The sequence below is a fragment of the Yersinia intermedia genome (assembly GCF_900635455.1).
GTDB lineage: Bacteria > Pseudomonadota > Gammaproteobacteria > Enterobacterales > Enterobacteriaceae > Yersinia > Yersinia intermedia.
On sequence record NZ_LR134116.1, the window covers coordinates 4,305,728 to 4,324,228 of the forward strand.

The window sequence follows — 18,501 nt, forward strand, 5'->3', positions numbered from 1 at the left end:
TGCCTCATCAGCCATCGGGGGTTCGCCTGAAACGAAAAGTCATATCTCCAGCAAGGTGGCTAAAATTTGTGCTTGTTGTTCCTGATCATTGAAACAATCCACTGGCATCAATTTAAACAACTCATAAAACCGACGAATGAATCCTCGCTGTGCTTTGGCATCCGCACCGGTAATCGCTTCAATTCGTGGCTGCAACCAGCTACTAAATAGCCAGGGTTGCCCCACCACCGCCAGTACCTCGTTCAGAATCGTATCTCCTGCCACGCCACAGACATTCCCCACCTGGCTGCAATGGTCTTCCAACCCGAGAAACATCAGCAAGCGGCGCAACTGGTAGAGCGTAGCGGACAAACGCTCACCGTATTGAGCGAACGGCCGACAGGACAAATCAAACGCGATTGCCCACATGAGTACCCGAACACGTTGCTGGCGCTGTGGCCAACGGCTCACCTGGGTAAACCACTCCGCCAGTGACAATTCACTTTGATGAATACTTTGCTGAAACAACTGTTTGACGGCGCCCAGCGCGCGGCTGCCCTCCGTACCCAGCTCCAACAGACCAAATAGCTCAACCTCCCAGCCCTCACGCTCAAGTAGCGGGCCAAGTAATTGCGATAAGCTGCGGCGGCGTAATGGGTTATTTTTGCTGTGTGCCAGCATGGCGGCCAACAGTAACACTTGCTGCCCTGCCGATAGCTCACCTTGTCGAAGCTTGTTGGCAAGTGAAACAAGATCCACATCAAGCGGAATATTCTGTGAAAACAGCATGTCGCTGCTACCAGAGAGTTGAGTTATCAACTTCACCAATAGCTGTTGGCGGCGCAGATTACGCTCTTCAGCCTCAATGGATTTTTGATCTTTCAAACGGGAACCGAGACTCAGACCGATCTCTTCCATCGTCTCTTCCAGCGCAGTTTGTCTCACTTCAGATAATTCAATGCTGGCTAATTCCATGACTGAGTGTGCGGGGGTTATTTCGCCATGCGCCTTCCCCACATTTTGGTGAGAGCCGTGAACTGCCAAGGTCTCTGACACATTATTGGCATTAATCATGAGCTGGCTCCTGTAGCCAAAGGATAAGTTGCGCCAAATGGCTACGCAGAGAAAGGCTAACTTGCAGCATTGGCGAACCTAAGCATGCGGCATCTTCAGGCATACTCTCATCCCCCACACACTGTACCCGCTCACCCAGAGCAGCGGTCACGGCAGGCAGATGCTGCGGGTGAACCTGTAAGAGCAACTTTTCACCGTGCGCCATTTGCTCCACTTGCGCCCCCAGCCGATGAATCAAAATCTGCTCCACAGATTGCTGACCGGCCCAGGCAGTTACCACCGCCGTAATCGCTGCCAGAATATGCTGACGGGATTGCGTAATCAGAGCGGCCTCCAATTGCTCCGCCGCGACCAACCAGCCAACATGTTGCGCCAACACCTCAGCTTCTGTTTGACTCCGCACTTGGACCATCAGCATGTCTGCTTGTTGCTGTGCTTGCGCTAACAACACGCGGCTCTCATCCTGCGCTGCTTGCACAATCTTGGCTGCCTGCTCTCGGGCAGCAGATAAAATATCGCGGCTCTGCGCCATTTCCTGTAACTGAACCGCCGCAATGACTCGCCCCGCTGGCAGCGAATAATCAAATTTCTCTATCCTGAGATGAAAAGGGTTCACAGCAAACGCTCCAGTCGGGTTAACCAACTGTCAACCGAAAAAGAGAATGCCTGAGACAGAGATAATGCACGTGGCTGAGGGGGTAATGAGATAGAGATTGCACGCCAGACCACATCATCATGGCGTACCTGATGTGCCAGGCTATGCCCCAGTCGTAAAGCAACCGTGGGCAGATGCTGTGGGTTTAAGGTCGCCGGCAGGTGCCCCTGATATCCCATACCAATGAGTTGTTGAATATCAGCTTCATCCAATAGCGGCGAAAGCTGCTCGCGATAACGCCGTAGGCGCAAATAATCACCACATTGTAAATGGACCAACCCCAGCGCCAGACAGCGGGCAGATAAGCGCGGGTAACTTGCCATTCGCTCTTGCTGCTGCTTGCTCAGCACCGCAGGCAGCGTTTGCTGTGGAAATTTTCGTTGCCGAATTAGCGCATTATTCAATACCCTGTCCAGCGCTTTACTGCGGCCATAACAGTAGTTCTCTGTTTTAATCCCCATCGCCGACAACCATAGAGGATGGGCAAATTGTGCGGGTCGCCAGGCTAACTGATGCAAATGCCGGAGATCAGCGGTTAACGGTAATATCATCCCTTTTCCCTTCCGTTCGCAATTTATCGGCGCAAATAGCGTAATAAGCACGCCATTGACAACCCAGCCAGCAGCACTAACAGTAACCCTAACGCTATCTGTACCGCACCGGCGTGGCGTAATAGCCATTGCAGGCTCAGTTGTGCCTCAGCGTGCTCGTGTGGCTCAGCGGCGATAAACCGATAATTGGCTGGCTGCATCACCACACTAATCTGTGAGTAATCGATACCGGGGATACCATCGCGGATCAGATTTTTAATTTGTGGTTGATAGCTTTGTAAATTGACCTCGGGGGAATACTTGATAAACACTGAGGCGGCGTGGGGAACACTGCTTTTCCCGTCGGTCGGTGCTGGCATAGCAATGGTCACATCGGCATGAATCACACCATCCATATGGCTCAACATGCTTTCCAGCTGCTGTTCTTTCAAATAGACCATCTTGGCCTGCTCTTGCCCAGGTGATGTCACGAGCTGGTTCGACGGAAACAACGTATCCACGGTCGTAAATTTCTGGCGCGGAAAACCATTTTGTCGTAGCAATTCCACTGCATTAATAAACTGACTTTTATCGACACTCAGCCCAACCGTTCCGCCTTTCTCAGACTGCTTTTCGGCTTTAATTTGGTGCAACATCAGCAACGCCAGCATCTGGTTGGCCTCCCCCTCAGAAAGCCCGCTGTATAGCTCCATACCACAGCCTGAAAGGGAGACCACCACCAGCAAGAGCGCTATCGCACGCCGCAGGCGTTTCATTGCATATTGACCAGTTTATTGATGTTCTGCCCAAGAACACCGGCCACTTTAGCCGTTAAATCCACTGCTAATGTGGCATGCATCCATTGCGACTGAACACCCAATAATTGGGACGGCGACATCATTGCCGTGTCAGGTTCAACCTGTTGCATTAACTGCGTAAATTTGGCGATTTGTTGCGGCTCACCGGCCGCTGGCTGAAGGGGGGTATTCAACATTGAAGCAGCCTGAATAGCATCAATTTCCATCTGATGATTTCCTTGTTGATAAGCAATTTTATACCGTTGCGAGGCTATGCCTTTAGTACCAGAGGCTGCCGCGTTGTTAGCGGCAACGCCAATGACGCTGAGTCAGCAGCAGAAATTCCTTGTTGTAGCAACGCCAACATGGCCTGCGCATCTTCAGATGCGGATGTTGCCAGTAACGCCAGCGCTGCCACTCTGTCATTAAGTCCGAATAGCAGCATTGCCTCGCAGACCAAACGTACCTGAGGGTCAGGTATCAGTTGGGGTAACACATTAAGGATATTTTTGGCTTCTGCCTGTAGGCTGTGATTCACCCCCGCCAAGGCGGCTTCAACCACCAACTGGCGGCATTGTGCTGAAAGTAAGATCATATTTTGGCAATAATCCCACTGGTCATATCTTTAATATTCTTCATCAGCGCACTGCTAAAGTTGATGTAAGACGAATACTGCTGCATGGCAAATTGCATCTTGAGCATATGCTCTGGGTCAGAGGGATTACCGGTAGCCATCTGGTTTTGAAAGTCCTGACTTATCTTATTAATGCTATTCGTCATTTCGTTCATTAATGCGTTTATATCCATCAACCCTCCCTATTCCATAAGTGACCGCATATGCGATGGGCACTGCTGGAAACGGCGACGGAAGCTATCAGAGAAATGTGCGTGATTGCTAAAACCACATTCCATGGCGATATCTGCCACGCGCAACCGTGTAGATAACAACAATTCACAACCTTTTTTCAAACGTTGATCCAGTAACCACTGCTTCGCAGACATGCCGAATTTTTCGTAAAACAGAAAATTCAATTTACGGGTCGAAATACCTAATTCATCGGCATAGCGCGATACCGTCCAGGGATTAAGGCGATTTTTTTCAAAAAACTCCAGCAACTCATTATTGGTACCCACAATTGATTCCAACAACCTGGAGAAATAAACTGAATCCAGGCCTAAACAATACAGGTAAAGAAAGCGTAATGATGCTGAGCGCTCAATATCAATTAACTGTTCAGTTGCGTGGATAATATCTTTATTAGCTGGCAATATTTTGTAGCGATCAGATACCTTATGAGGCAAGCGAAATTTATTAGACTGCACCATTTTACTGGCTAAGCTTTGATATATAGGTAAAAGATCTATCGAATGACACAATATTGAAATAAAAGTACTCTGCGAGAAAGAAGATACCGTAGCCAACTCGTGGGTAACAACCAAATTCCCCGCAGGTACCGTATAACACTCTCCGTTGCTGCGTAATGTTCCCTCTTGCCGAAATAAAATAAACTGTATTGATTTCATCATATCCCTTAGAGAGTAATTAACCTTATACAAGGTTAACAAATAACACTAAAGAGACTATCCGGCATTCACCCTAAGCTAAATTTGTTCGTACCCCATCCTTGATTAAACCTAGATCTTCATATGTTTCCAGCTTGCCATTAATTCTTTCTATTATTGTCTCTACTTGATTCTCATTATTCCTTAAAGCAATCTTGGTTTCTTTTCGCTGATCACCGTCATTACTGATCCAAACACCCAAGGCACCTGCAGTAATAACACTGACCATAGAACCAACTATTGAATTATAGTTTTTGGCAAGTAAACATAGACTATTGGTAACGACCGGATGCGTAAATAGCCCGATACCCGCTAAAGAGGCCACAATACCTACACGAATAAAGAACGATGTATAACGCGCTATTTTTTTGCAATCAGCTAATTGAGCACCACAATGTTTGGCGAGCATAAAGGCAGCTTGCTGAATAGCATCACTGCCCATGGTTAACCCATCTTTATTTTTACTGGCACAATTCCAGTTATGGTAGGCGCATGCCAGGTTAGACAGTGATAACATTAAGTTTACCCCGGTAATTATGGCAACCGGGGTCGCCGCCCCGCCACTGCAAATACTCATGCCAACACTGACAACAAATGAAGTCAGAGAAACCGTCAACTCAATCACATTGATGAAAAACTGTTTTTTGGCTAACTTAACTCTGATATCGTTATCTTTACTACCAATATCTTCTTGAGTATCGAGAATTTTATTTATTTTGCACTCAGCATTCGGAACAGTTTTGTTCAGAAAGTCATTTGCTAATGCTTCAGGGGTACTAATAGAGGGTCTCCCCTCGATATTCGATTTAACTACAGCACTCGGCTCATATGATTTATGAGCAGATTCAATATTTTCTATGCCACCCATCGCTATCCCCTTTTAAATATTGGTCATAACACTCGTATTATTTCATTTATATTTCATTCAATAATCGATTGGCTTTCGTTGCTGTAGACGCATACTCAGGGTTCAGATAACTCATTTCAATGGCGGTTTGTAATGCTTCTCTGGCATCAGCCCCTTTATCCAACGCGCGTAAACAAACCGCCATTTGATATACCGGTTCAGGATCATTTGCATCCAGTAATAGTGCGGCGGCATAAGCACTCAACGCCAGAGCATACTCTTGCTGCATTTGCATCGCGGCGGCCAAAGCCAGATGGAATCGTGGCTCAGAGGGGCAACAGAGTGTAAGCCAAGAAAAATCGCTGCTGGCAGCAGTATAATCATTTGCCAGCCAGGCCTGATAACCCCGCGTATAGCGGGTTGCTACTTCCTGTGGATCAGCTTGCTGCTTAAAATCACTCATTGGGTGCTGAATAGTATTCTGTTCTTTCAATACACTATTTATCTTTACACACAGGGACTGGAAATCATCGGCAGAAAAATCGTCCATTGGACCTCCTTCGTTTTATTTACCCGTACTGACATCAAATAGTAGCCAATCATTACCATCGATATCTTTACTGAATGCACCTTTGGCTATTAATACTCGAATAAGTCTACTGCGCATCAACCGCAAAGGCTGATTAGCGATATTATCAATAACCAGCATTCTGACTATCAATATATCGGCAATCTCTTTACCTAGCTTGTGAAGGAAATTAAATAATGCCAAAAAATTACCCGGTGTGTTTTTTTCAGTGGAAATTTCCAAAGAACAAATAATTAATTCACGCTGTTCAATACGGTAGATCACCCGATATTCATCAAATAAAAACTCACTCCCTAATTTGATGGTGCTATTTTCGAAAAAGGCTGACTGAATCACACAGCCTTTGCTGAGTAAGTATTGCTCAATGTGTTGAGAGTTAAATTTCATATATCATAGTTTCACAGCCATGGAAATCTGGTTTATGACGTTAGTCAAGGTATTGCTAAAGTCCTTGAATCCTTGTCTTGCCTCTCCTACTTTATCCTGTATTTCATTGATATTTTTTGAGTAACTATCAGAGCTAAAACTTTGCAGATTGCTCTCCATGCGTAAGATTTCCGCACGACGGGCTATATCACCCTCGGCCAGTTTCCCACTACCGGTAATGAATTGCCCGGTAACACTACTAATATGCCCGCCAATACCGCCCAACCGGTCGCCAGCTCCGGCACCAGCGGCGTTAACCACACCGGACAGAATGGAGCAAACTCCGCTGGCGATGGCCGCTGAAGCTGTTTTATCGATCGCTTCACGCTGATTTTTCATGGCAGCAGCTTTGATATTAAATAGAAGCTCGAATTGTTTCCCACCATAAGCACTCAGTAAATCACGCATTTTTTTAAATAATGCATACATTTGGGAAATAATATCGGCAATATCACTGATGATATTGCCAATACTATTATCTAATTTCCCGCCATCATCGACAGTCTGGAGAGCTTTGTCGTTTACTTTTATGTCCTGACTGATAGGTATATTCATTATAACCTCATTATATTAGTGAACCTGCCACTCTCGTTTGTAGCATGCCGCTTTGATGGATGTTATCGCTTAATTTCTCCAATGTATCTTGTGCACTCTGAGAGATATCTTTGAGTTGCTTACGTTGGTGCTGTTTATTCCGTTCAACCCATTCATCCATAAACTGCGTGAAGTCCTGAACAAGCATCAATTTTTCAATTTCTTTTTGCAACCCTCCGTTTTGAATCGCCAACTGGCCACTATTAACCTGCACTAACCCTTGAGTAACTTTTTGCATTATCTGTAGTGGTGAGAGGCTGATATCTTTTATTATTTGCTTAACCATCTCCTTCATGATTTCCTTGGTACATTGGCGAGTAAATTGTTCCGCAGTGAGTGTAGTGCCTTTCTTAATCGCGCTTTGAACCAAATCTTTCGTCACATCCCCCACCAGTTTTTCAACGCCAGCGTGGGTAAAAGAGTTGGTGATATTGCGCATCAAGGTCATTTCCGTTTCAGTTATCTGCTTACAGGCATTCCTGGCGAACTGTTCAGTTAACTGTTGCACTTCTTGGTGACTGAGATTCTTCATCGCTTCGGTCAGCGCATCAGCACCGCCCGCTTTTAGCACATCGCCTGCCCCTTTAGTCACCGCTCGAGCGGCATTAATCGCGCGGGCGGCTTGAAACAGGTCGATTGCCATAGCAAAACATTCACAGCCGAGTTGAACTTTACCTGCAACATCAATAATTTCCTGACATTTCTCTTTTGAGGCTCCAGCCAGCATCGCCGTTTCAGCGGCGGCTTTAACCAAACCGGCAGTCCCCGCTGCCAAATATGCGGCCCCGGAAGCCATTGCCACTGGATCCCCAGTTAACACCCCGGCAGAGACCTTAATCGCGCCGTAAACTATCTCAGCTAAGCCGATGGCCCAATCAAACACCATATTGAAAATACCGGCTTTGTGAGCTTTATCCGCTTGCTGAACTGCTTTATCAATCTGCTGCTGATACTCGTTAACCCGTTTATCGCGTAAAAAAGTCTGCACATCCGTTGCTCGCTCCATCTGCTGGCGGATTGACTTACAGGAATCAGAAAAAAAAAACCAGGCTCAGGTTGCCAGCCATCGAAAGGATGAGCTGCATATCTGTGCTGCCCAGTTGGTCAAGGGAAAGCCGGCCACTGTCCCCTGCTGTGGAGCCTGAACGGGGTAAGGCGGTCAACAGGCGATCCAAGGCGGCTTGGGCTTTTTGCTGCGTCACCTTGGGTGACGTCATATTCATATCCGCCGAGGGTGACAACCCAGAAATTGCCCACCAATCTGGTATTTTCGCCGGTGCCAAAGGTGTGCTTTTACCTGCGGCTGCCAGTGCCCAATCAGTCTGAGTGTCGGCTTTAAATGCAATACTATTAGGCATGTCTCACCTCCAGTAATAATGCAGCCAGTCCCCGTTCGGCTTGCTGCTGGACTTGAGCCTGCTCAGGGTGAACATGGCACCAGTTCAATGCGGCACGGAATGCTTTTTCAGCATAAATAGCATTGCCACAAGCGGAATAACACTCCCCAGCGAAACAAGATGGGCGAGGATCATCGACCTGAATTTGCCCCGCGCGGCTGAAGCAATAAAGCGCCTGATGGAAATCCCCGGTTTGTTGATAACAGGAACCTAATGTTAACCAATAAGCGAAATTCCAATGGTCGAAACGAATTAATATATTTAACAGTTTCTTTGCGCCGTCATATTCTCCACCGTGACAAAGTTGCACGCTATATTCATATATTAACGCCAAGTCTTGCTCCGACATATTCGCCAACATACGCAGAGAACCGCCGCGCCGCATAAAATTAATAAGTTGATCAGTAGGTTCAATATTCATATCGAATCATCCTTGCGGCCGTAACTTGGTTAACAAAGATTGCGGGCAATCGTCGTCAATATATCTTTTAAACCTGTCTGTAATGTACTGATGTTATTAACATTAACGTTATAACTTTGCATAAACTTCTGTAACTGTAATTGCTCTTGAGTCATGGTATCTGACGCGCGGGTCTTTTCATTATCTAATGCCGCTTTTACTGCCTGTAATTGTCCTTTATCCAGTTCTGGTCCATTCTTCTTTAAATACTCGTCAATACTCATCTTATCCACTTTGATGCCATGCTCCCGCATAAACTCGATAACTGAATCCGGTAGCGGCTTGGTTGTTTTATCGTCACCTTTAGCCGCTTCGGCAATGACGGAATCAACCTGATTAGCGTTATCCTGTATATCATTGGCATATTTTGATCGGGTGTGCATAGCGTCATAGGCACTTCTGGCAAGTGATTCAAGTACGTCCAGGTATTCATAAAAGGCACTCAACCCCATACTAAAAATATCAGCATGCTCACCAAGACTATTACTAACACTGCTATTAATGTTGTTTAGACCATTGCGTTTTTTTTCCAGAATTGAAAAATCAAATTCATTATTGGACGGTCTATCAACATACGAAGATGTGTTATCTGATTTATTTACGTCAGTGTTCGCCACCATAGAAAGACTCCTTACTCAAGATAATAATGATGTTTCAGGAAGATCTTAACTACATTATCTCACCTGAACTTATATTTCTAAGCTGCGTCTCCAGTTGTTTAAACTGTACTTTCATGTTTGTAATAGATGCCATCATTTGTGCTTTTTCTTGATTTAAACCATTCGGAAAAGCTTCATTCAAGCGAATTAATGTCTCCCTTGCTTTACTATCATTTTTGGCTTTTTCTTTCAGGAAAATAATTTGTTGCTGGAAACCCTTTAACTTCTCTAGGTCAGACAGTAACTTGCTATAACGACTGTGTAAGTCCCCTAACATACTCTGGATAGAATCATTATCATTCATATTATACTTCCTTATCCACTGATAAATATATAATATTATTTTGTCTCACTAAAAAGCATCTGTCTTTTACATTGATTCCATTTTTTCCATAAAATGGCATGATGATTATTTTTTAATTTCCATAGCGAATTGACAGTGTTGCTATTATTTTCTCCGCACTACTTAGGGCCAGCATCATATTGTTAAGATTTTTATAATTATCCGGTGTTTGCTGTAGAGACAATTGCTGGGAAATTAATAACTTCCCATTTTCCAGCAATGTATTCTTCTGTTGGATTTTTTTGGCGTCATATTTAATAGCATCTTCCAGTTCAGTAATGTGCGACACTCGTTCATCTCCTAATCCTTAAAAGTTCATGGGTATATGGATTAAATTGTTAGATTTTAGTAATGATATGCCTTGCTCTCCAATAAAAATAACTTTATAGCCATTCGCCAGTACCGCCCCTTGCTGTAAGCGTAAACCATTAGCTAGTTGCACGAATCCTGAAAGTTTATTTCCACCATAGCTGACGATTGCAGCAGGAAGAAGCTGAGCGGTTTGATCTGACGTGGGGATATTCTGATATTTCACCGCCAGAAAGCCCGGTTGCTGCCGGGTCAATGCTGTTAACATATCCATCAGTTGTTGTTGTTGGCTGAGCGACAGTGACCACTCAAAATAACACTGCCATCTGATAACCAGTTTTCTTTTACCCCCTGTAAAGCGGGTTGCTTTAACTGCTCCGAGAGTTGTGTTGGAATATCAGGAGGAAGATAAGCCAGTAGCGCTTTTGGCTGTTGTATCAACCAGAATATAACTGCCGATAGCAGTAACAACAGGATAAATGCCAGTACAGATAACCAGAGTAATAAGCGTGGCCGAGCGCGAGGGATATAATGAATATCACTTAAAATATCCTCTGCCTCGCCAATAACCAAGATTAATCCCGCAGTTTCAATCGCCTGTCTGAGAGGGAGTTTCTGTTGTAAATCATGCCGTTCCCCCTTAATCCAAACATCCCCAGACGTCTGCAAGGTTATGTACTCATCACTTATTCTCAGGGTTAATATTTGCCCCTGAGGTAAGGGCAATAATACGTCGCACTGCTGACCCCCTAATGTAAACACCCCCTCAGGTAACATCAGCTCACGCCCACTAAGCTCACCATTTAACAGGCGGAGTTTAAACCGTACTGCCATGCTATTCCCCTGTGTTAACCGGTACAGCTTTGATCAGAAATAACCTGACAACACTGTGAGATTGCTTATCAGTACTGCGAAACAACCCACCTAATAAAGGAATATCGCCCAGTAGCGGTATTTTGTTTTGCGACTCAATTTGTTTATCCTGAATGAAACCACCCAATAACAAACTTTGCCCAACACGCAACGTGGCTTGCGTTGAGATATCCGAATTTTGTATTTCAGGCAACGGTTCACTACTGCTTATCGCCGCCTGCTGTTGACCATCCTGAATATTAAGATTAAGCAAAACTTCTTTTACACCATCGGCATCAATCATTCTCGGTGTTACTCGTAATAATGACCCAGAGGTGATCGATTCAAGTTTTGCCACTTTATCGCCTTGCAACTTGGTATAAAATGTTACGTTCTTATCCAGTACCGCCTGAATATTGTTTAGAGTGACTACCGAAGGGCGTGATAAAACTCTGGCACGTGAATTCTTTTGTAACGCATTCAAGCGAACCATAAAGTTCCCAGTATCACCAATCACAGTAGAGAAGCCATCAGCACTATTTTTCCCCGAATTACTGTTAAACGAGATACCCGCGCCACCAATTGAAGTGGATGCGGACCAATCGATACCGAGTTGGCTAATATCTCCGGCATCAACATCAATAATGGTCACTGAAATTTCTATTTGAACTGGTCGCTGATCCAATTGAGCGATCAAACTACGATAGATCGGCATATTGACCTGACGATCACGAATAATAACGGCATTTTGCCGAGGATCAGCAGAGAAAAGAGGCATGCTGGTATTTACATCATCTGGTTCTTTTCCTGCGACTAAAGGCAGACTATTGCCCTGACTCATCTCACGCAAGACGCTGACTAAGCCCGGTAATTTAACTTGCTGATCACGATACTGATAATTAGAGTCAGCCGCAGAGGCATATTTTAGCTGGAAGACTTTCACTGTCTCTTTATCTTGGTTTTGCTTACGGGCTTGGGACGAAAGCATTTTGCTCAATGTCGTCACCCGTTCAATACAGATAGGAACACCCGTGACCTCAATAGCATCCAGACGAGAAATCGCCTTTATTGCACAGTTTTTTCCTGCGGGTACACCACTACGTTGTAGATATTTGATTAACGTCGCCGTTGATAACCCATCTGGTGATATAAATTCCCGTCGGATGGCTTGAGCTTTATAAAAATAGAGTATTTCACCATCATAGTACCAGGTAATATTGTATAGCCCGGCTAACTCAGACAGGATTGTTTCTGGTGTTTTGTCGCGAATCTTCCCACTAAAGTGTTCATTTATTTCCGGGCTAATGACTACCGGGATGCCATAATTCATCCCTAAATCTTTTAATAGGTTAGATACGCTCATACCCCGGCTGTAAATAAAGAAAGGTTCTCCTTGCCAGGGAATAGCTTGCCCATAAGCCAGTGATCCGAAAAACAGTAACATTAAACCGGCAAGTTTTTTCATGGGATAGCCTTGCTGATATGCTTTTTCTGCTTGGTTAAGGCGTTTGATTGAGATGGATTCAATGTGGCGACCAAGCCACTTAAATGTTGAATAACGGCATGAATTTGTTCTAATTTCATCGATAGTTCTTGGTTCTCACTACCGATAATCTCGCTATTATCAAGCGTATATCGGCCCCATAGCCACCAATTGCCATCGTTAAACTGTAAAGCAAAATCCTGCGTATTCTCCAGCGCCACCAGCATAAGTGTAATATATTGAATAACACTATTGGATATCATTTTTCTTTCGATAAAAAAAACACCAATACAAATAGAATGGTGATAATCCATCGCTTTGGCAGGAATGCCATTTAATATAAATTGGATAATATTAATATCTGATAGATCAATGTCGCTCACTAATGGTTGTCTCTTCAACATGTCTAACATTGGCGGTGACTCCTGCAACAGTACGATTTAATTATCCTCTGTAATTAAATATTCGTTATAAGGTTAAAACCTGATTTACTCATTTTACAGAACTAAATGAATCTATAACGAGCAGTAATGAAATCAGTGTAATTCTTGATATCAATTTTTGACTGTGGCGTACTAAAAAAAACAGTCAGGTGACTTTATGGAAAATTCATCATCACTCGTCACTCGATTGACACTATTACTGGGTATGACTTTAATGGCCATATGGCTTATTTCAATTGCAGCCATGGCATTCTTCTCATACGAGGATACACGCCAACGGTTAGTGAACGAATTAACCCATATGGCATCATTACGCGCAGATTTAAGTAATTACCAATTTGAAGGCGCGGAACGGGATGCAGCCTCATTGATCAGCCGCCAGACAAGTTACCAGGCCACCTGGCGATTGCCCATTAGGCATACAGATGATGATCCGGGCAACAACATTCCTTTTAGTTCAGCAATATGTAATGCCATCCAATCCAGACATGACCTTCGCATCGCTCAGGCCTATGGGACTTCCGGTCAGACTTATTATCTCGACAGTTTCACGATTAAACGAAAAGAAGGTATTACCATATTCCGCCCACAGGCAGTATCAAATAACTATTTGAGCCAGAGACGTAAAGAATTACTTTTACTGCCAATATTTCCTACCCATGACAATATTTTCTGGGGGATGCCCACGTATAACCCACAAAAGGGCTGGCATGTTTCTGTTGCCGCATGTGACCACGCCGGTTCATTAGCTGGGTTCTCATTAAAACTAAATGAATTGGTGACGGATAATCAGCCAGTTGAACAGAGAGATATTAATTTATGGTTGGATAAAAGTGGCGAGTTGCTACCGATATCTCAGCAAAATATACCTTCACATCAGTTACATGAGATTCTTCGCCAGCTAAAAGACCGTAATTTACATAATGGTTGGCAACAAACTCCTGATTATTTGGTATTAAGAACCCAGTTAAAAGGCCCCGGCTGGCAACAGCTAGTTATTTATCCCCGCGTCGGTTTTGCCTGAGAAGCGGCCAAACCTGCGTTGCATCAACTTCCCTTCGCACTGGCTATTTTGCTACTGCTGACGTTAGTGCTCTCTTTATTACTGCGATATTACCTGGCCATTCCCCTGTGGAACTTCATCAATATTATTGGTGCCACCGGCCCACAAGCGATGGAGCCGCGTTTGCCGGTGAAACGCATGGATGAGTTAGGGCAGATTGCTCGTGCTTACAACAACTTGCTAGACACCTTGAATGAGCAGTACGACACCCTTGAAATGAAAGTAAAGGAACGCACACTGGCATTGGCAAAATCAAAGCAGGTGGCCGAACAGGCCAATCGCCGTAAGAGTGTCCATTTGACCACCATCAGTCATGAAATTCGTACCCCTTTAAATGGAACTATAGGTGCTATTGAGTTATTACAAAATACCCCACTAACCTCCGAGCAATATCGGCTGGCTGAGACCGCTCGCCAGTGTTCACATTCTTTACTGACGATAGTTAACAACCTTTTGGACTTTTCACGTATTGAGTCGGGGCAAATGGCGTTGTCTCAAGAGAAAAGTGCCTTATTGCCCTTATTGGATCAGGCCATGTTAACCATTCATAGCCAGGCCTTGAGTAAAGCTATCACACTCTCTACTTATGTCAGTTCGGATGTGCCACTGGCACTGGAGCTGGACAAACAGCGCTTACAACAGATTCTGGTTAACTTATTGGGTAATGCCGTTAAATTCACGCAATGCGGCCATATTAAGCTCACTGTAGTCCGTAAAGGCCAGCAGCTCTGCTTTATTGTTGAAGATACTGGCTGTGGCATTGATTTACAGCTTCAACAAGAGATATTCCACCCCTTTATCCAAACCCATGAGCACGGGCAAGGAACGGGACTGGGGCTGACTATTGCAGATAATCTGGCAAGAATGATGGGGGGAAATATTACACTGTTCAGCCTACCAGACCACGGTAGCCGCTTCTCATTAAACCTGCCGTTCAGTGGTAATACAGCAGTACAACTATTTAAAGGCGAAATTTATGCGCCACAGCCATTACATCATCAATTATCCGCTTGGGGGATTACCTGCCAATCAGTGAGTAGTGGATCAGTACACAAGCAGCAGGAAACCTTTAGCGATAAAGAGTTGTGCTACCTGCCTGGTCGCTTATATAGCAAAGTTAAAAAGCATCTTAACGGAGAGGATCAACACGCATCATCTCAGCCCCAAATACCCCATACACTCCCGCTACAACCTTGGCATATGTCCATATTATTGGTCGATGATGCTGAAACCAATAGGGATATTACCGGCATGATGCTGCGCCAATTGGGGCATCAAGTGACTCTGGCGGAGAGTGGCGAAATAGCACTACGTATTGGCCAAACGCAGCATTTTGATCTGGTGCTGATGGATATTCGTATGCCGGGTATGGATGGGCTGGCAACAACCCGCTATTGGCGTGATGATGTGAATAATCAGGATAATCGCTGCATGATTACGGCATTAAGTGCCAATACTAATCCTGAGGAAAAGATAAGGGCCAGTCAGGCGGGGATGAATCATTATCTCTCTAAACCGGTGACTTTCAGCCAACTGGCAGAAGTACTGGATCTGGCTGCACAATTCCAGCTCGAACGCGGGGTCACACTCTCCCCTCAGTTATCAACACCGAGGCCACTATTGAATCTGGCTGACACCTCACTGCGTCTTAAACTATCACAATCATTGCAATTATTAGTACAGCAGGGGAGAGAGTCTCTCACCCATACCCCCACGTTATCGCACCAGCTTCACACCTTAAAAGGCTGTGCCGGGCAAGCGGGCCTTATTGAGTTACAAGACGCTGTGATTCAGTTGGAAATAGCCATCGAAAATAATGAACTCATTACACAGCAGGATATCGATCACCTCGGCGAGATAATCCATTTGCTGTTTCAATCGCGGGATCCCCGCGACACCATTTCAATCATCAGGTAAAGGGAATAACTTTATGAATACGAAATTACTGATTGTCGACGATCATGAACTAATCATTAATGGCATTAAAAATATGCTGGCAGCTTATCCACGCTATCAGATTGTTGGGCAAGCTGATAACGGGCTGGAGGTATACAACTTGTGCCGACAAACAGAACCAGATATTGCGATTATAGATCTCGGGTTACCCGGTATGGATGGCCTTGATGTCATTATCCAACTGCTTCGCCGCTGGCCAACCATGAAGATTTTAGCATTAACGGCCCGCTATGAGGAACATCATGCCAGCAGAACATTAAACAGCGGCGCACTAGGTTATGTTTTGAAAAAAAGCCCGCAGCAGATTCTGATGGCAGCTATTCAAACGGTTTCAGTAGGTAAACGCTATATTGATCCTGCACTGAATAGTTCTCTGGTCAATAAGCTGGCACAAGGTACTGATGCCCGCCAGCCAGTGCTAACGCCACGAGAGCGACAGATCCTAAAACTTATTACCGAAGGTGCCTGTAACCGTATTATCGCAGCGCACCTTTCCATCAGCCAAAAAACCGTCGAAACCCATCGCCTGAATATGATGAAAAAACTGGATGTACACAAAGTCGCTGAGCTTATTCACTGGTCGTATCGCTTAGGGCTAAATGATTAATATCCCTGGTGTTTTATTGATGATAGACGCAAATAAAAACCCCCTTATCGGTATCTCACCGATAAGGGGGTCCACAGATATTAACGTCCAAACATCAAGGACGAAGAGAATTACCCTTGGTTAACTGGCGTCTGTTCTGGTGCAAACAACGCTTTCTCATATGCCTTGGCTTTTTTATGATCAAACTGATGTTCCCACTTGGCTATAACCAGCACCGCTAACGCATTGCCTACCACGTTCAGTGCAGTTCGGGCCATATCCAGTATACGGTCCACTCCGGCGATAAACGCTAAACCTTCCAGCGGAATACCCACACTGCCTAGTGTTGCTAACAAGACAACAAAAGATACTCCCGGCACGCCAGCAATACCTTTCGACGTCACCATTAACGTTAGAACCAGAATAATTTCTTGCCCGATAGACAGCTCAATGCCGTATAGCTGGGCAATAAATATGGCGGCAATACTCTGATAAAGGGTAGAACCATCTAAGTTGAAGGAATAGCCAGTCGGAACCACAAAGCTGGTAATCGATTTAGGTGCACCATAGGCTTCCATTTTCTCGATGATTCGCGGCAATACAGTTTCTGAACTGGCGGTAGAGTAAGCCAAAATCAGCTCATCTTTCAAAATTCGAATCAATGTCCAGATACGTAATTTACATAATCTGGCAACGGTTCCCAGCACGACCAGCGCAAAAAATAGAATTGCGGCATAAACCAAAATAACCAGTTTTGCCAATGGAATAAGCGAGGCAAAACCAAAATTGGCGACAGTTACCGAGATCAAGCCAAACACCCCGATAGGCGCATAACGCATAATCATATGAGTGACTTTGAACATGCTTTCAGAAACGGCTTTAAACACATTCAACAGTGGTTCTTTGGTTTCTTTTGGCAATGAAGACAGCCCTAAACCAAACAACACTGAGAAGAAGATAATTGGCAACATATCGCCTTTCGCCATTGAAGCGAAGACGTTAGGAGGAATGAGCGACAAGATAGTGCTCACCAGACTGTGGCTACCACTTTGTACTTGTTCAGTGGTCTTTTCATATTGAGAGATATCGACCACGGTCAATGCTGACATATCAATGCCGTGCCCCGGTTGGAACACATTCGCCAAAGTGATCCCAACAATAATAGCCACGGTGGTGATAACTTCGAAATAGATAATGGTTTTCAAGCCAATTCGACCAAGCTTCTTCGCGTCACCGACACCCGCAATACCCACGATCAACGTCGAAATAACTATCGGTACAACAATCATTTTAATTAAGCGGATGAAGATATCGCCCGCTGGGCTTAAAACATTACTAACTAACCATTCCCTAGATTCAATTTGGTTATGCAAGACAGCACCAACCAAAATACCTAATACCAGTGCAATGAGTATTTGCCAGGCCAGACCTATTTTTACACTTTTCATACCCTAAAAATTCCTCAAAGCATCCTATAAAACGCAAGTTACCAAGCATTTCAAATAGAATACTTAATCATTAAATACGGGGCTATAGTTGATAAAACGTATGGTCCAGCCTCCCGTCAGCCGGCCACGTTATAAATCAGTATCATTTCTGGGCACTCTTCTGCAAGTTTTGTTTACACTAAGCCCACATAGCGGTGATGCATAACGTTAGCCCAATAAATCATTAAACCACAGTAAATATTTGTTATTGAAAAAATAAAATCCATGAATGACAAATAACACCATGGTGTGTTGTATAAAAAATACGCTAAATAAAATTGCGTAAGAAATTCACGATATGTTTTATTTTTTGATGAAATTTGTTTTAATTTTGTTAAATTTAATTATTTTGATTCTCCGCTTATTTTGGATATTTAACAACTAAAGTCGATTATTCCTCAGATAATAG

At 44.4% G+C, this 18,501-nt stretch carries 20 protein-coding genes and 3 pseudogenes; 2 read left to right on the forward strand and 21 right to left on the reverse strand.

Going from position 1 to position 18,501, the window contains the following annotated elements; genetic code table 11:
• Positions 1–39: 39 nt before the first annotated feature.
• From EL015_RS19650 to EL015_RS19745, 20 genes and pseudogenes are all read right to left on the reverse strand, one after another.
• Positions 40–1,053 (reverse strand): TyeA family type III secretion system gatekeeper subunit, encoded by a 1,014-nt coding sequence (locus tag EL015_RS19650; protein WP_032906804.1) that lies wholly within the window; start codon positions 1,051–1,053, stop codon positions 40–42.
• The gene (gene sctL / locus EL015_RS19655) at positions 1,046–1,669 is read right to left on the reverse strand and encodes a type III secretion system stator protein SctL (protein WP_032906803.1); all 624 of its coding nucleotides are present in this window, start codon (positions 1,667–1,669) and stop codon (positions 1,046–1,048) included. The genes EL015_RS19650 and sctL overlap by 8 nt, the downstream gene beginning before the upstream one ends.
• The gene (locus EL015_RS19660) at positions 1,666–2,259 is read right to left on the reverse strand and encodes a type III secretion system domain-containing protein (protein WP_005187237.1); all 594 of its coding nucleotides are present in this window, start codon (positions 2,257–2,259) and stop codon (positions 1,666–1,668) included. The genes sctL and EL015_RS19660 overlap by 4 nt, the downstream gene beginning before the upstream one ends.
• Positions 2,260–2,282: 23 nt before the next feature.
• Entirely contained in the window at positions 2,283–3,014 is a 732-nt protein-coding gene (gene ssaJ / locus EL015_RS19665) for an EscJ/YscJ/HrcJ family type III secretion inner membrane ring protein SsaJ (RefSeq protein WP_032906802.1), read from the reverse strand.
• Positions 3,011–3,262 (reverse strand): type III secretion system inner rod subunit SctI, encoded by a 252-nt coding sequence (gene sctI / locus EL015_RS19670; protein WP_005187233.1) that lies wholly within the window; start codon positions 3,260–3,262, stop codon positions 3,011–3,013. Before sctI ends, ssaJ begins: the two co-directional genes overlap by 4 nt.
• A gap of 44 nt (positions 3,263–3,306) precedes the next feature.
• Complete coding sequence (locus EL015_RS19675) at positions 3,307–3,630, reverse strand: EscG/YscG/SsaH family type III secretion system needle protein co-chaperone (RefSeq protein ID WP_050088960.1); 324 nt, start codon at positions 3,628–3,630, stop codon at positions 3,307–3,309.
• Complete coding sequence (gene sctF, locus EL015_RS19680; protein WP_005187227.1) at positions 3,627–3,842, reverse strand: type III secretion system needle filament subunit SctF; 216 nt, start codon at positions 3,840–3,842, stop codon at positions 3,627–3,629. Before sctF ends, EL015_RS19675 begins: the two co-directional genes overlap by 4 nt.
• Positions 3,843–3,851: 9 nt before the next feature.
• Positions 3,852–4,559 carry a helix-turn-helix domain-containing protein gene (locus tag EL015_RS22125; RefSeq protein ID WP_032906801.1) on the reverse strand — a complete coding sequence of 236 codons (708 nt, stop codon included), beginning with the start codon at positions 4,557–4,559 and terminating at the stop codon, positions 3,852–3,854.
• Between the two features lie 73 nt (positions 4,560–4,632).
• Positions 4,633–5,466, reverse strand: coding sequence for a hypothetical protein (locus EL015_RS19690; RefSeq protein WP_005187223.1), 834 nt, complete (start codon positions 5,464–5,466; stop codon positions 4,633–4,635).
• 46 nt (positions 5,467–5,512) lie between these two features.
• The gene (locus EL015_RS19695; protein ID WP_005187222.1) at positions 5,513–5,995 is read right to left on the reverse strand and encodes a tetratricopeptide repeat protein; all 483 of its coding nucleotides are present in this window, start codon (positions 5,993–5,995) and stop codon (positions 5,513–5,515) included.
• Positions 5,996–6,010: 15 nt separating this feature from the next.
• Complete coding sequence (sseE, locus tag EL015_RS19700; RefSeq protein ID WP_005187221.1) at positions 6,011–6,421, reverse strand: type III secretion system effector protein SseE; 411 nt, start codon at positions 6,419–6,421, stop codon at positions 6,011–6,013.
• 3 nt (positions 6,422–6,424) lie between these two features.
• On the reverse strand, positions 6,425–7,015 hold the full coding sequence (gene sseD / locus EL015_RS19705) for a type III secretion system translocon protein SseD (RefSeq protein ID WP_005187220.1): 591 nt from the start codon (positions 7,013–7,015) through the stop codon (positions 6,425–6,427).
• 10 nt (positions 7,016–7,025) lie between these two features.
• Positions 7,026–8,412: pseudogene (gene sctE / locus EL015_RS19710) on the reverse strand (type III secretion system translocon subunit SseC family protein).
• Positions 8,405–8,872: a SycD/LcrH family type III secretion system chaperone gene (locus EL015_RS19715; protein ID WP_005187217.1), complete on the reverse strand. Its 468-nt coding sequence runs from the start codon at positions 8,870–8,872 to the stop codon at positions 8,405–8,407. The pseudogene sctE and the gene EL015_RS19715 overlap by 8 nt, the downstream one beginning before the upstream one ends.
• Before the next feature lie 29 nt (positions 8,873–8,901).
• Positions 8,902–9,531: a type III secretion system translocon protein SseB gene (sseB, locus tag EL015_RS19720; protein ID WP_005187216.1), complete on the reverse strand. Its 630-nt coding sequence runs from the start codon at positions 9,529–9,531 to the stop codon at positions 8,902–8,904.
• A 49-nt stretch (positions 9,532–9,580) separates the two neighbouring features.
• Positions 9,581–9,874, reverse strand: coding sequence for a hypothetical protein (locus EL015_RS19725; protein WP_005187215.1), 294 nt, complete (start codon positions 9,872–9,874; stop codon positions 9,581–9,583).
• Positions 9,875–9,986: 112 nt separating this feature from the next.
• Positions 9,987–10,202 (reverse strand): EscE/YscE/SsaE family type III secretion system needle protein co-chaperone, encoded by a 216-nt coding sequence (locus tag EL015_RS19730; RefSeq protein ID WP_005187213.1) that lies wholly within the window; start codon positions 10,200–10,202, stop codon positions 9,987–9,989.
• Positions 10,203–10,220: 18 nt separating this feature from the next.
• Positions 10,221–11,056, reverse strand: a pseudogene (gene sctD, locus EL015_RS19735) (type III secretion system inner membrane ring subunit SctD).
• A gap of 1 nt (position 11,057) precedes the next feature.
• On the reverse strand, positions 11,058–12,539 hold the full coding sequence (locus EL015_RS19740) for an EscC/YscC/HrcC family type III secretion system outer membrane ring protein (RefSeq protein WP_032906799.1): 1,482 nt from the start codon (positions 12,537–12,539) through the stop codon (positions 11,058–11,060).
• Positions 12,536–12,970 carry a hypothetical protein gene (locus tag EL015_RS19745; RefSeq protein WP_032906798.1) on the reverse strand — a complete coding sequence of 145 codons (435 nt, stop codon included), beginning with the start codon at positions 12,968–12,970 and terminating at the stop codon, positions 12,536–12,538. Before EL015_RS19745 ends, EL015_RS19740 begins: the two co-directional genes overlap by 4 nt.
• A 187-nt stretch (positions 12,971–13,157) precedes the next feature.
• Between EL015_RS19745 and EL015_RS19750 the strand changes: the two are divergent.
• Together EL015_RS19750 and EL015_RS19755 are read left to right on the forward strand one after the other, a co-directional pair.
• A pseudogene (locus EL015_RS19750) lies at positions 13,158–15,980 on the forward strand (two component system sensor kinase).
• Positions 15,981–15,993: 13 nt separating this feature from the next.
• Positions 15,994–16,626, forward strand: coding sequence for a two component system response regulator (locus tag EL015_RS19755; protein ID WP_005187199.1), 633 nt, complete (start codon positions 15,994–15,996; stop codon positions 16,624–16,626).
• A 110-nt stretch (positions 16,627–16,736) separates the two neighbouring features.
• Here EL015_RS19755 and gltP read toward each other — a convergent pair whose 3' ends face one another.
• Positions 16,737–18,053 (reverse strand): glutamate/aspartate:proton symporter GltP, encoded by a 1,317-nt coding sequence (gene gltP, locus EL015_RS19760; RefSeq protein ID WP_005187197.1) that lies wholly within the window; start codon positions 18,051–18,053, stop codon positions 16,737–16,739.
• Positions 18,054–18,501 lie beyond the last annotated feature (448 nt).